We start from the raw sequence: 14,738 nt of genomic DNA on the forward strand, positions 1-14,738 counted from the left end.
TCATGGATCCGATTTTACAAGTGAAAGACCTGCAGGTTTCCTTTAAGGTCAAAGGCGGGGAAGTCAAAGCCGTCCGCGGCATGAACTTCGAAATCGGCAAAGGGGAGACGGTGGCGATCGTCGGCGAATCCGGGAGCGGCAAAAGCGTGACCGCGCAGACGATCATGCGCCTCATTCCGTCGCCGCCGTCCCAAATCAAAAGCGGCGAAATTATTTTTCAGGGCGAGGATATCCTGAAAAAATCGAATAAAGAGATGGAAGCGATCCGCGGCAAAGATATCGGCATGATCTTCCAGGATCCGATGACTTCCCTCAACCCTACGATCAAAGTAGGCAAACAAATAACGGAAGTGCTGATGAAGCACCAGAAAATGACGAAAGCCGAAGCCAAAGAGCGCGGCATCGAAATGTTGAAGCTCGTCGGCATCAAAAACCCGGAAGAACGCTTCGGGCAGTACCCGCATGAATTTTCCGGCGGCATGCGCCAGCGCGTTATGATCGCGATCGCGCTGGCCTGCAATCCGGCGCTTCTGATCGCGGACGAGCCGACGACGGCGCTCGACGTGACGATTCAGGCGCAAATCATGGACGTCATGAAGGACATGCAGAAAAAATTCGGCACCTCCATCATTTTGATTACGCACGACCTTGGCGTCGTGGCGGGCATGTGCGACCGCGTCATCGTCATGTATGCCGGCGAAGTGGTGGAAACCGGAACGAAATGGGAAATTTTCAAAAACCCGCAGCATCCGTACACGAGAGGCTTGCTCCGTTCCATGCCGCGGCTCGACCAGAAAAAAGACGAGCCGCTCATTCCGATCATCGGCACGCCGCCGGACCTGATCAAGCCGCCGATCGGCTGCGCGTTCTGCGCGCGCTGCGACGAGGCGATGAAGGTATGCGAACGCATCAACCCCGGCGAGACGGTGTTCAGCGACACGCAAACGGCACGCTGCTGGAATCTGCATGAGATGGCGAAGGAGGTTCGTTCGTCATGAAAGAGAACCATTTGATCGAAGTCGAAGGCTTGAAAAAGTACTTTAACGTCGGCGGAGGCAAAATCGTCAAAGCCGTCGACGATATCAACTTTTACATCCGCGAAGGGGAGACGCTCGGGATGGTCGGCGAGTCCGGCTGCGGCAAATCGACGGCCGGCCGCACCATTCTCCGCTTGTACGAGCCGACCGCCGGAAGCGTCCGGTTTAACGGCACGGACATTTACAAGCTGTCGCCGGGCAAAATGAAAGCGATGCGCCGCGACATGCAGATGATTTTCCAGGATCCGTACGCTTCGCTGAATCCGCGCTTTACCGTGTCGGACATCATCGGGGAAGCGCTGGACATCCACAAGCTGGCAGGAAGCCGCAAGGAACGGAAAAAGCGGATCGAGGAGCTGCTGGATATGGTCGGGTTGAATCCGGACCATGCGACGCGTTACCCGCATGAATTTTCCGGCGGTCAGCGCCAGCGGATCGGCATTGCGCGCGCGCTTGCGGTCAATCCGAAATTCATCATCTGCGACGAGCCGATTTCCGCGCTGGACGTATCCATTCAGGCGCAGGTGGTCAACCTGCTGCAGGAGCTGCAGGATCGCCTCGGCCTGACGTATCTGTTCATCGCCCATGACCTGTCCATGGTTAAGCACATCAGCGACCGCGTTGCGGTGATGTACCTCGGCAAAATGGTCGAGCTTGCGGACAGCGAAGAGCTATACGCGAACCCGATCCATCCGTACACAAAAACGCTGCTGTCGGCGATCCCGATTCCGGATCCGGAAGTCGAGGAGAACAAAAAGCGGATCATGATGAACGACGAGCTGTCCGGACCGATCCATTCCGCGAAGGACGGACAAGTAGCGGAAGAAGACACCCGGCTGGTCGAAGTATCGAAAGGCCACTGGGTTGCCGCTCCTTACGCTTAAGCCCCGAAGGCTGCCGCCGGTAAAACCGGCGGTTTTTTTTCGTTTGGGCATGGCATACCGGAGAAAGAAGCGTTATAATAATGAAACTGTAACTATTTCGGAAGCATTTGCCGGAAGGGAAGGAAGCTTCCTTCCGATTTCTTTGACGCATGCTGGATCTTTGGTTACAATCAAGGAAGATTTTTGGGCAATGATACACATGAGGATTTTGCAAGAATCCAAAGAGCGACTTCAATCAACAATATATAGAACGAAACGGTCTCGTTCGTCTATATACTGGACCAGGGAGCGGCCGGAATCGAATTCTGCAAAATCCTGACATAGGAAACGGAAGATTCAAACAGGTACGATAATAGGAGGCAGACCTCATGAATGTAGTAACAGATTCGCTGAAGAGCGGCTCGGCTCTCGCAGACGATTATATAAACCATTATGCGCGGGTGCAGGATCTGTACGGTGCGGATTTCCGCGAGGATGCGGCATGGTCGGGCCGTGCGGAGTGGCTGGATGCATCCGAAGAAACCCGTATCGACAGAAAAGCGCTCGTAGCTTGTCTTAGACGATACAATAACAAGCATAACGACCATCAAGAGGTACATAACTCGCTCGACTTGCTTGAGCAGGCAGGTACGCTCGCGGTTGTTGGCGGACAGCAGAGCGGGCTGTTTACCGGATCGCTGCTTGTCGTGTACAAGGCGCTCACGATCGTGCTTGCGGCCAAAGAAGCAGCGGAGCGGCTGAAGCGTCCCGTCGTTCCGGTGTTTTGGATCGCCGGGGAGGATCATGACTGGGATGAAGTGAACCATACGTACGTCATGACGCCGGAGCTTCAGGTCGCCAAAATCAAAATGGATGCCGCTCCGGGCCCGCGCGGTCCGGTCAGTCAGATCGAAGTATCCAACGAGCGGTGGAAACGTTCGCTGGACCATTTGGCCTCGCTGCTGCCCGACAGCGTCAACAAGCCGGAAATTATGGACCTGCTGCATCAAACGGCCGAAGCTTCGGGCAATTTGAGCGATGCCTTCGCCAAACTGCTGGGCCGTCTTTTCGGCGAATCGGGCCTTATTTTGCTGGATTCGGCGGACCCGGCATTGCGGCGGCTGGAAATCCCGGTATTCGAACGGATGGTCAAGCAAAATGACGAGCTTGGCGAGACGTACCAGACGGCGGCGGACCGCATAACAGGCCTGGGCTATCCGCTGCAGGCGGAAGTTGCGGCGGACGGCGCGAATCTCTTTTATATTTATGAAGGAAACCGGCTGCTGCTGTATAAACATGACGATGTTTTCGCGGACCGCAAAGGCATCGTCAGCTTTACGAAGGAACAGCTGGAAACCGAACTCGCGAACCATCCGGAGCGGTTCAGCAACAACGTGCTGACGCGGCCGCTGATGCAGGATTCCCTGCTGCCGGTGCTTTGTACCGTGCTGGGGCAAGGGGAAATTTCCTATTGGGCGATCACGAAGGACGCTTTTGCCGTGCTCGGCCTGCAAATGCCGATTTTGCTGCCAAGAATGTCCTTTACGCTCGTCAGCGGAACGGTTCGGAAGCAGATGAACCAATTCGGCCTGACGTTCCAGGACGTTCAGCACCGTTTCGGCGAAGCGCGCCAAAGCTGGCTTAACGCCCAAGCGCATCTCCATATCGAACCAAGGTTCGAAGAGACGCGGGCCGCTTTCGAGAGACTGTACGATCCGCTGATCGGCGAGCTCGGCACCATCCAGTCCGGCCTGCTGCCGCTCGGGGAGAAAAACAAAAGCAAAATTTTGGAGCAAATCGCTTACCTTGAACGCAAGACGAAGGAGGCGCTGGAAAAACGGCATGAAGCGGCGCTGCGCCAATGGGACCACATCGCCGTATCGCTGTTCCCGAACGGCAAACCCCAGGAGAGAGTTTACAACATTTTCTACTATATAAACCGCTATGGCTTCGGCTGGCTTCAAGACGTTATTGGAAGCTGTACGCGTTATACGGCGGAACATCAAATCATCGAAATGTAGCAAATTGTTGCAAAACTGAAGCAAACCATTTGACGAGGAGGTTTTTCATGAGCACGTTGTCCTTGAAAAACAGCATTGTGAAGGATATGTCTTTGGCCCCGGAGGGCCATCTGAAAATCGATTGGGCTTCGGCCCACATGCCGGTATTGAACCAAATCCGCAAGCAGTTTGAAGCCGAACAACCTTTCAAAGGGCTCAAAGTAACGATCACGCTTCATCTGGAAGCCAAAACCGCTTATTTGGCGGAAGTGGTGCAGGCGGGAGGCGCGGAAGTGACGATTACGGGCAGCAACCCGCTTTCCACGCAGGACGACGTCTGTGCGGCGCTGGTGGAAGACGGCGTAACGGTGCTGGCCAAATACAATCCTGATCCGGACGAATACAAAAGCTTCCTCATTCAGGCATTGGAAACGAAACCGGATCTGATCATCGACGACGGCGGCGACCTGGTCACCATTCTGCATTCGGAGCGTCCGGACCTGCTGGAGACGATCCGCGGCGGGGCGGAAGAGACGACGACGGGCATCATCCGCCTGAAAGCGCTGGAGAAGGAAGGTTTGCTGAAGCTGCCGATGGTAGCCGTAAATGACGGGTATTGCAAATACCTGTTCGACAACCGCTACGGCACGGGACAATCGGTGTGGGATGCGATTAACCGCACCACCAACCTCGTCGTCGCCGGCAAAACGGCCGTCGTCGTCGGTTACGGCTGGTGCGGCAAAGGGGTGGCGATGCGGGCCAAAGGCCTTGGCGCCAAAGTCATCGTGACCGAAGTCGATCCGATCCGCGCCGTCGAAGCCCATATGGACGGGTTTGAAGTGATGCCGATGATCGAGGCGGCAAAACGCGGCGATTTCTTCGTGACCGTCACCGGCAACCGCGACGTCATTGCCGGGGAGCATTTTGACGTCATGAAGGATGGCGCGATTTTGTGCAATGCCGGCCATTTCGACGTGGAAGTGAACAAAGTGGACATGGCCAGCCGGGCCGCTTCCATCCGAACCGTCCGCCGCAACATCGAGGAATACGAGCTGAAGGACGGTCGCAAGCTGTATCTGCTGGCGGAAGGACGCCTCGTCAACCTGGGCGCGGGAGACGGGCATCCGGCGGAAATTATGGACATGACGTTTGCGCTTCAGGCAATGTCCCTGAAATACGTAAACGACAACTATAAAACGATCGGCGCCAAGGTGCTAAACGTGCCGCTTGAAATTGATCAGCAGGTAGCCCGCTATAAGCTGGAAAGCCTGGGCATCGGACTCGATTCGTTGACCACGGCGCAGATCGAATATTTGGACAGCTGGACGACGCAGGAATAAAGGAAATTGATGGTTAGAGATTTCTCTCGAATAACCCCCTTGAATCCTTATGGATCAAGGGGGTTTATGCGTTTGGGCAGAGGAGGGCGGCTGGATTCATATCCAAAAAAACACAGGCGTCAAGAAGGATTTTGATTTTGGGTGGCGAATCTAGTATCCTTAAGTGGTGGAAAGTGGTGCAAAGTGGGGGATTTAGGGTAAGGAGTTGATTGGCCGAAATGTTTATGGGTGAGTTTCAACACAGCATTGATGATAAAGGCCGTTTGATCATTCCTGCCAAATTCCGCGAGCTTTTGGGCTCCTCATTTGTCATCACCCGCGGCTTGGACCAGTGCCTTTTCGTTTACCCGATGAACGAATGGAGCGTTCTCGAGCAGAAGCTCAAATCGCTCCCGCTTATGAAATCGGATGCCCGCGCATTTACCCGCTTCTTTTTCTCGGGGGCGACGGAATGCGAGTGGGACAAACAGGGAAGGGTAAATTTACCGGGGAATCTTCGCGGGTACGCCGGACTTGACAAGGAATGCGTGATCATCGGCGTATCGAATCGCGTGGAGATTTGGAGCAAGGACACCTGGGAGGCATATTTTCAGCAGTCGGAGGGCACGTTTAACGAAATCGCTGAGAAGCTGGTCGATTTTAATTTCGAATTGTAATAAGTCTGGAGGGCTGCAGCTTGTTTCATCACATCACGGTGCTTAAAGAAGAAGCGACAGAAGGGCTGCACATCAAACGAGACGGCATTTATGTCGACTGTACGCTTGGCGGGGCGGGGCACAGCTCCCTGATCGCATCCAAGCTTGGAGAATACGGCAGGCTGATTGCGCTGGATCAGGACGACTGGGCGCTTGACAATGCCAGGGAAAAGCTTGCCCCTTACGCGGACAAGGTCTCCCTGGTCAAAACGAACTTCCGCCATTTGGAGGAAACGCTGAAAGAGCTGGCGGTGCCGATGAAAGACGGCGTACCGCAGGTCGACGGCATTTTGTACGATTTGGGGGTTTCGTCGCCGCAGTTTGACGAAGGGGAACGCGGTTTCAGCTATAACCACGACGCCCCGCTCGACATGCGGATGGACCAATCTTCGGATTTGACGGCCTGGCATATCGTCAATGAATGGCCGGAACAAGAGATTGCAAGAGTTTTATATCAGTACGGGGAAGAGAAATTTTCCCGGCGCATTGCGAAATTCATCGTGGAACACCGTGCGCAATCGCCTATTCAAACAACGGGACAGTTGGTCGATATTATTAAAGAAGGAATCCCCGCGGCCGCGCGCAGAACCGGGGGGCATCCGGCGAAACGGAGCTTTCAGGCGCTGCGGATCGCCGTCAACGACGAACTACGGGCGTTTGAAGAATCGCTTCACCAGGCCGTTCGGTGCCTGGCTCCCGGAGGGCGCGTATCCGTCATTACGTTCCATTCGCTGGAAGACCGGATTTGCAAGCAAATTTTTAACGGCTATGTCGGAAAATGCACTTGCCCGCCCGATTTCCCGATGTGCGTCTGCGGCGGCGGGAGGGGCGAGCTGAAGCTGGTCAACCGGAAGCCGATCGTCCCCGGCGAAGAAGAGCTTGAGCAGAACCCGCGGGCGCGTTCGGCGAAGCTGAGGGTTGCCGAGAAACTGTGAACGGTGGCAAAAGCGAAACAACCATAAACGATAAAGGACGTTCTATGCTTGTAATAAGCGTAAGACTAGGATGAAGGGGAAGAAGACATGGCCTATACCCGTGGTAACTTGGCAGTTAAAGAACAAGCACAGACGAAGCGCACATCTCCCGGTTACCGGGAAAAGACGATGGTGGTCACCCGCCGAACGCAACTTCCGATCAAAGAGAAGCTGCTTTATTTGTTCACGATCGTCGTATGCGTCATGATAGCAAGCCTGATCATCTGGCAAAACGCGAACATATACGGGCTGAACAAGCAGTACCAAAAAATCGACAAATCGATCAAGGCTTCGAAGCAGGAAATCAGCCGGTTGACGGTGGAGAAGCAGCAGCTGGAAGTGGGGATCCGCGATAAAGCGAAGCAGATGGGCTTCGAGGAACCCGCCGACGGGCAAGTGATCAACGTCGAACGGTCGCCGATTTCGGCCAAAGGCGGAGACGCTGCAAACGGTTCTGCCGACAAAAAATAGAGCTTGTGAGGTTAAAGTATGGTTAAAAGAATAAAACTTCGCACACTGCTACTAGGAGGATTCATCACCCTCCTTTTTGTTGTTTTGTTTATCCGCATGTTTACGCTGCAAGTCGTTCAAGGCGAGGATTGGCATGAAAAGGGCGTCGCGAAATGGGTGAAGCAATCGCAAATCCCGGCGGAACGGGGAACCATTTTGGACCGGAACGGGGACGCCCTGGCGATTAATGCCCCCGCTTATACGGTCGTGGTCAGCCCGAAAGCGATCCATGGCAACGGGCTTGAGGACATGGTTGTGGATGGGCTTCATCAAGTTTTGGGCAAAAACGTGGATGAGCTGAAGGAGCTTGTGAACGCCAAGGACAGCAAAACGGGGGATTATGCGAAAAGCAAGGAAGTCCGCAACGAAGGCTGGAAAATCGACGAAAACAAAAAAAAGCAGATCGATCAGCTGAACGACAAGCTGAAAGAGGAGCTTAAAAAGAAAAAGAAAGGCCAGGAAACGGGCCTTGGCCTGATCAAGGAATCCAAACGCTATTATCCGAAAGGAACGCTTGCCTCCCACGTGCTTGGGTATACGGACCGCGACGGCAAGGCGGTTGCCGGGTTTGAATACATGTTCAACAAGCAATTGGAAGGGACGCCGGGATACCTGAAATACGAGTCGGATACTTCGGGCGACAAGCTTCCCAATTCGAACGAAATCTATCAACCGCCTGTCAATGGTAAAAATTATAAGCTGACGATCGATAATCAGATCCAGTATTATATCGAAGACGCCATGAAAGAAGCTTTTGATATATATCATCCGATTAGTATGACGGTCATTGCTGCGGATCCCAAGACGATGGAAATACTGGGGATGGCCAATTTGCCGACATTCGACCCGAATAAATACTGGGAAACGAAAAATTACGCTGCCTTCATGAATCATGCGATAAAATCGGTTTATGAACCCGGATCGACGTTTAAAATCGTAACTTTGGCTGCTGCCGTTAACGAAAAATTGTTTGATCCAAACGCCAAGTACCAATCCGGCACCATTCTGGTCAAGGGCACTAAAAAACCTCTCCATGATATCAACAAGGTAGGATGGGGGAAAATCACTTACCTTGAAGGGGTCAAACGTTCCAGTAACGTAGCATTCGTCAAGCTAGGAACAGAACTATTGGGGAAAGAGCGATTGCTTCAATATATCGGAAACTTTGGTTTTGGCAAGAAGACAGGAATAGACCTGCCTGGAGAAACCTCTTGGGCCGTCAATCTCCCGGGTCCCGTCGAGACTGCGACGGCAACTTATGGGCACGGGGTAAACGTCACTCCCATTCAGCAGCTTGTTGCCGTTTCTGCGATTGCAAACGGCGGGAAGCTAATGAAACCGCATATTATCAAAGAGATCGATGATCCGAATACGGGCACAAAAAAAGTAACCCCACCAGAGTTTGTAAAACAGGTGATTACTCCGGAGGCGGCCAAAGAAACCGGCCAATATTTGGAGCAGGTCGTAGCGGATCAAGACATCGGCACGGGACGCCATGCTTACATCGACGGTTACCGCGTAGCAGGCAAAACGGGGACGGCTGTTAAAAATATTAATGGCGAATACGATTATTCCAAATCGGTCGTATCGTTTATCGGTTATGCCCCTGTGAACGATCCGAAAATCGCCGTTCTGGTCGTCATTGACCAGCCCGACAACGCCACGGTCGGCGGCGGTACGGCTGCCGCACCGGTTTTTAAGAAGATTGTATCGCAGTCGCTCCAGTATATGGGGGTACCGAAAAGCACGACCAAACAAGATCCGGACGGCAAGAAAAACACCGCCGTTCAAGCGCAAAACCGTCCGCTTGCTCCGGACCTGGTCAACAAAAGTGCGAAAGATGCAGAGAAACAGCTGCTCAAAGCAGGCATCGCTTTCGACACGTTGGGCAAAGGGACGACGGTCGTCAAGCAATTTCCGGTGAAGGGAACACCGTTAAGCCCGGAGCAACGGATTTATTTATTCACCGAAACCGACAAGACGATGGAAGTTCCCGACCTGACCGGCGAATCGCTGCGCGACGCTTTGGACGTGCTGACGTTGATGAAAGTCGGGGTGAACGTCAGCGGCGAAGGATATGTCACGAGCCAGAAGGTGACGAGCCAAAACGGAAAACGGACGGTGCAGCTGACGTTAAGGCCCTCGGATGCGCCTGACGGTAGTAAAGACAAGGACGAAACCTCGGATGCGGATGGAAAAAACCGGAAATCCGGCACGCAAACCGGCGAAAATAGGCAGTCTACCGGTACGAACCAATCCACATTGGGCACAACCAACGGCAAAAACAAAGATAACTGAGGAACCTGAAAAGTTTTGTCATTTTCGGACAGCTTGTTCTATCCCCTGTTTGTCCCGAATACCATGTTAGGAATAACGGACATGTCGATCTGGATAAGCAGGGAGGTATCAAAAGTGAAGGTTTCGAACGTGACGCGCAGACGCAGACTTCTCGTCAGCTTGGCCGTTCTTTGCTTGCTGTTTGCTGCTATAATAATAAGGCTTGCCTATGTTCAACTGGGCAAAGGTGCGGAGCTTTCGGCGAAAGCGGAGGAGAACTGGAGAAGGCAAATTCCGTCCGTTGCCAAGCGGGGCGAGATTCAGGACCGCAGCGGCGTGCCGCTTGCCTACAACATCAGCTCCCCAACCATCATGGCGGTGCCGGTTCAGGTGAAAGATCCCGACAAAACCGCAAGATTGCTTGCGCCATTGCTCGGAATGACGGAAGAGAAAATCAAAAGCACGATTACCCAAAGGAAGATGAGTGTGAAACTTCAACCCGGTGGACGCAAAATTACGATGGAGCTTGCTCAGAAAATTCGTGATTTAAACCTGCCGGGTATCGTTGTTGCCGAGGACAATAAGCGGTATTATCCTTATGGGGATCTTGCAAGCCATATCCTCGGCTTTACCGGAATCGACAACCAAGGTTTGACGGGCGTCGAGCAGAGATATGACAGCAAGCTGAACGGCATCCAGGGCAGCATCTCCTATCTGTCGGACGCCGGCGGCCGCATTATGCCGGGTTCCTCGGAAAAATACAACGCGCCGAAGGACGGGCTTACTTTGCAGCTTACGCTTGACAAGTCCATCCAGTCGATCATGGAGCGCGAGCTGGACCAGGCCATGGTGCAGTATCAGGCCAGGGGCGCCTGGTCGATCGCGATGAATCCGAAGACGGGCGAAATTTACGCGATGGCGAGCAGGCCCGGATACGAACCGGGCAATTACCAGCAATACGCGTCCGAGGTCATTAACCGGAACCTGCCGATCTGGATGACTTACGAGCCCGGTTCGACCTTCAAAATCATCACGCTGGCGGCGGCGCTGCAGGAGAAGAAAGTCGACCTGAAAAACGAGCGTTTTTTTGATCCGGGATATATCAAAATCGGCGGAGCCACGCTGAAATGCTGGAAACGCGGCGGCCATGGCAGCGAAACTTTCCTGCAGGTGGTCGAAAATTCCTGCAACCCCGGCTTTGTCACGTTGGGCAACCGGCTCGGGAAAGACACGTTGTTCAAATACATCCGCGATTTCGGCTTCGGTTCGAAAACGGGCATCGACTTGAACGGCGAGGAGAACGGGATTTTGTTCAAACCGTCCCGCGTCGGCCCCGTCGAATTGGCGACCACGGCGTTCGGCCAGGGCGTATCCGTCACGCCGATCCAGCAGGTGGCGGCGGTTTCGGCGGCCATCAACGGCGGGTACCTGTATAAGCCGTTTGTGGCCAAAGCCTGGGTGAATCCGGATACGGGCGAGGTCGTCAGCGAAAACAAACCGCAGCTGGTCAGACAGGTGATCTCCGAAGAGACGTCGAAGCAGGTCCGCGAAGCGCTGGAAAGCGTCGTGGCCAACGGCACCGGACGCCCGGCCTTTATCGACGGCTACCGGGTCGGAGGCAAGACGGGTACCGCGCAGATCGTCGTCAACGGCCGCTATTCCGCCACGGAGCACATCGTGTCTTTTATCGCGTTCGCGCCGGCGGACGACCCGCAAATCGTCGTTTATACGGCGGTGGACAATCCGGCGGGCATCCAATTCGGGGGCGTCGTGGCCGCGCCGATCGTGCAAAACATTTTGCGGGATTCCCTTCAGGTGCTGAACGTGCCTCCGCGAAAGGATCAGCTGCCGAAGGCATATAAATACGGCGATACGCCGATCGTTACGGTGCCGGACTTGGTCGGGGCCACCGTGCAGGATTTGTACGAGGATTTGAACATGAACTTCGTGTTGTCCAAATCGGGCACGGGCAACACGGTCGTCAGCCAGGCGCCGAAACCGGGCAGCCGGGTGGAACGGGGTTCGACGATCCGCATTTACATGGGGACCGACCCGGACACGAACGAGCCGAACAAAGCTGCCGATTAAAGGTCTGAATCATTGCAGCAATGGACGATAATAGAAACTAGAGCGAGGGATACGTAATGAAACTGAATGAACTGGCTTCAACACTAACAATTGCACAAATCAAAGGGAGCGGGGACATCACCATCACCGGTCTTCAGACCGACTCGCGCAAGGTGGCGCCCGGAGACGTGTTCATTTGCTTGCCCGGGCATACGGTGGACGGCCATGAATTCGCCGGGCAGGCGGCCGAAAAAGGCGCGGTTGCGCTTGTGGTCGAACGGGAACTGGATATCGAACTGCCGCAGGTTATCGTCAAGGACAGCCGTTACGCGATGGCCGTCATGGCGGATGCGTTTTTCGGCTCGCCAAGCTCGCACATGAAAATGATCGGCGTCACCGGAACCAACGGGAAAACGACGACCACCTACCTGATCGAAAAGATGATGAACGACCACGACATTCCGACCGGTCTGATCGGCACGATCCAGACCCGCTACGGCGGCCGCACGTTCCCGATGTCCGGCACGACCCCGGAAGCGCTCGAGCTGCAGCGTTCCTTGGACGACATGTCGGCAGGCGGCGTGCAGTGCTGCGTAATGGAGGTTTCCTCCCATGCGCTCGAGCAAGGACGGGTAAAAGGGACCGATTTCCGCACGGCGATCTTTACGAACCTGACCCAGGATCATCTCGACTACCATAACACCATGGAGGAGTACAGAGCCGCGAAAGGCCTCTTTTTCTCCCGGCTCGGCAACAAATTCGGGCGTCAGGAAAGCGAGCGGAAATTCGCCGTTTTAAACGCCGACGACGAAGCATCGCAATATTTCGCCAAGATTACGGCTGCGGAGGTCATTACATACGGCTTGGACGAAAAGGCGGACGTGCGCGCCTCGAACATTTCCGTTACCGCCCAGGGCACGTCTTTCCATGTGGACACGTTCCGGGGCAGCGCCGACATCCAGTTGAAAATGGTCGGCAAATTCAACGTATACAACGCGCTGGCGGCGATTACGGCCGGACTTGTGGAAGGGCTTGAGCTTGACGGCATCAAGCGCAGCCTGGAATCGGTGCCGGGCGTGGACGGCCGCGTGGAGGCGGTGGACGAAGGCCAGCCGTTTGCGGTGATCGTCGATTACGCGCATACCCCGGACGGACTGGAGAACGTGCTGAAAACCGTCAATGAGTTTGCGAAGGGCCGCGTCATTACCGTCTTTGGCTGCGGCGGCGACCGCGACCGTACGAAGCGCCCGCTGATGGGCAAGCTTGCGGCGAAATACAGCGATTTCGTCATGGTGACTTCGGACAATCCGCGGACGGAAAACCCGGACCTGATCCTGAAGGACATCGAGGCGGGTCTCATCGAAGAATCCGTTCCGCGGGACAAATACCGGCTCATCGTGGACCGGCGGGCGGCCATACAAAAGGCTATTGAAATGGCAAGCCCCGACGATGTAGTATTGATTGCGGGGAAAGGTCATGAGACCTACCAAATCATTGGACATACGAAATACGATTTTGACGATCGGGTAGTGGCCAAGGAAGCGATAAGGGGTATGAACAAGTGATTACGAAGAAGCTGGACGAAGTGGCGGTCATGTGCGGAGGAACTCTTGCGCATGACCATGATTGTGATATACGGGTAAAGGGGGTCTTTACGGATTCCCGCAAAATTGAAGACGGCAGGCTGTTCGTGCCGCTGGTGGGCGAGAAATTCGACGGCCACGCCTTTGCCGCGGCCGCGCTTGAAGGCGGCGCAGGCGCCGTGTTATGGCAGCGGGACCGCGGCCTTCCGCCGGCGGGGCCGGCCATTGTCGTTGAGGATACGCTCGCCGCGCTGCAGGCGCTGGCCAAAGCCTACCTGGCGGAAGTCGGCTGCCGCGTCGTCGGCATTACCGGCAGCAACGGCAAAACGACGACGAAGGATATGGTGTACGCGCTGCTCGGCACCTCTTTCAAGGTTCACAAAACCGGCGGGAACTTCAACAACCATATCGGCCTGCCGCTGACGATTCTCGAAATGCCGCAGGATACGGAAATCGCGGTGCTGGAGATGGGCATGAGCGGACGCCACGAGATCGAAAGCTTGTCGGCGATCGCTTCGCCGGAAGTGGCCGTCATTACGAACATCGGCGAGGCCCATCTGCTGCAGCTGGGGTCGAGGCATGAAATCGCCCGCGCCAAGGTCGAGATCATAAGCGGCATGAAGCCGGGCGGTCTGCTGGTTTACCACGGTGATGAGCCGCTGATTCCGCTTGTGTTGGATGAGCCGGAGACTATAAAACCGGAAGGGCTGAAGACTTTTACGTTCGGCATGGATCCGGACAAAAACGACGATTACCCGACCGGGATGATGTTCCACGGCAAAGGCGTCATTTTCACTACCCACAGGCATCCGGAGGAAGGCCTCGACCTGCCGCTGCTCGGACAGCATAACGTCATCAACTGTCTGGCCGCGCTTGCGGTCGCGGATTACTTCGGCATCGGCAAGGACGGCATTCGCGAGGGACTGTCCGGCCTGCGCCTGACGGGGATGCGGATTGAGCAGATTACGGCGCCAAGCGGGCTTACCGTTCTGAACGACGCATACAACGCCAGTCCGCTGTCGATGAAGGCGGCAATCGACGTGCTGGACAGCCTCAAAGGACATCGCCGGAAAATCGCCGTTCTAGGGGACATGCTTGAGCTTGGGCCGAAGGAGCTCGAGTTCCATGCGGAAGTCGGCGAATATGCGGCGGACGGCAAAGTCGACATGCTGTACACGTTCGGACCGCTGTCGGAGGAAACGGCGGAAGCGGCCAGACGCAAGCGTCCGGATCTTCCCGTCTATCATTTTTCCGATAAAGAAGAACTCGCCTCCCATCTTGCCGGGCAAGTTCATCCGAAAGACATCGTGCTGATCAAAGCTTCGCGAGGGATGAAAATGGAAGAAATAGTGGATGCTCTTGTCAAAAAAGACTTGCATAACTAAACATAAG

General features: G+C 54.9%; 11 protein-coding genes. All 11 read left to right on the plus strand.

Translation table 11 applies throughout. The annotated features are described in order from the left end of the window. Window positions 1-2 precede the first annotated feature (2 nt). Window positions 3-998, plus strand: coding sequence for an ABC transporter ATP-binding protein (locus tag GQY55_RS24995; protein ID WP_160044641.1), 996 nt, complete (start codon window positions 3-5; stop codon window positions 996-998). Then, complete coding sequence (locus GQY55_RS25000) at window positions 995-1,921, plus strand: ABC transporter ATP-binding protein (protein WP_160044642.1); 927 nt, start codon at window positions 995-997, stop codon at window positions 1,919-1,921. Before GQY55_RS24995 ends, GQY55_RS25000 begins: the two co-directional genes overlap by 4 nt. Window positions 1,922-2,289: 368 nt before the next feature. Further along, the gene (gene bshC / locus GQY55_RS25005; RefSeq protein ID WP_160044643.1) at window positions 2,290-3,921 is read left to right on the plus strand and encodes a bacillithiol biosynthesis cysteine-adding enzyme BshC; all 1,632 of its coding nucleotides are present in this window, start codon (window positions 2,290-2,292) and stop codon (window positions 3,919-3,921) included. Between the two features lie 47 nt (window positions 3,922-3,968). Next, window positions 3,969-5,240, plus strand: coding sequence for an adenosylhomocysteinase (locus GQY55_RS25010; protein WP_160044644.1), 1,272 nt, complete (start codon window positions 3,969-3,971; stop codon window positions 5,238-5,240). 218 nt (window positions 5,241-5,458) lie between these two features. Next, window positions 5,459-5,896: a division/cell wall cluster transcriptional repressor MraZ gene (gene mraZ / locus GQY55_RS25015; RefSeq protein ID WP_160044645.1), complete on the plus strand. Its 438-nt coding sequence runs from the start codon at window positions 5,459-5,461 to the stop codon at window positions 5,894-5,896. 20 nt (window positions 5,897-5,916) lie between these two features. Next, on the plus strand, window positions 5,917-6,870 hold the full coding sequence (gene rsmH, locus GQY55_RS25020) for a 16S rRNA (cytosine(1402)-N(4))-methyltransferase RsmH (protein ID WP_160044646.1): 954 nt from the start codon (window positions 5,917-5,919) through the stop codon (window positions 6,868-6,870). 87 nt (window positions 6,871-6,957) lie between these two features. After that, the gene (locus GQY55_RS25025) at window positions 6,958-7,380 is read left to right on the plus strand and encodes a hypothetical protein (protein ID WP_201452228.1); all 423 of its coding nucleotides are present in this window, start codon (window positions 6,958-6,960) and stop codon (window positions 7,378-7,380) included. Between the two features lie 96 nt (window positions 7,381-7,476). After that, window positions 7,477-9,717, plus strand: coding sequence for a penicillin-binding transpeptidase domain-containing protein (locus GQY55_RS25030; RefSeq protein ID WP_236575846.1), 2,241 nt, complete (start codon window positions 7,477-7,479; stop codon window positions 9,715-9,717). Between the two features lie 114 nt (window positions 9,718-9,831). Next, on the plus strand, window positions 9,832-11,784 hold the full coding sequence (locus GQY55_RS25035; protein ID WP_160044648.1) for a stage V sporulation protein D: 1,953 nt from the start codon (window positions 9,832-9,834) through the stop codon (window positions 11,782-11,784). A 56-nt stretch (window positions 11,785-11,840) separates the two neighbouring features. Further along, entirely contained in the window at window positions 11,841-13,328 is a 1,488-nt protein-coding gene (locus GQY55_RS25040; protein ID WP_160044649.1) for a UDP-N-acetylmuramoyl-L-alanyl-D-glutamate--2,6-diaminopimelate ligase, read from the plus strand. Next, complete coding sequence (locus tag GQY55_RS25045; RefSeq protein WP_306434049.1) at window positions 13,328-14,731, plus strand: UDP-N-acetylmuramoyl-tripeptide--D-alanyl-D-alanine ligase; 1,404 nt, start codon at window positions 13,328-13,330, stop codon at window positions 14,729-14,731. The genes GQY55_RS25040 and GQY55_RS25045 overlap by 1 nt, the downstream gene beginning before the upstream one ends. Window positions 14,732-14,738 lie beyond the last annotated feature (7 nt).

This window comes from Paenibacillus sp. USDA918EY, from assembly GCF_009870825.1.
GTDB lineage: Bacteria > Bacillota > Bacilli > Paenibacillales > Paenibacillaceae > Paenibacillus_AQ > Paenibacillus_AQ albilobatus.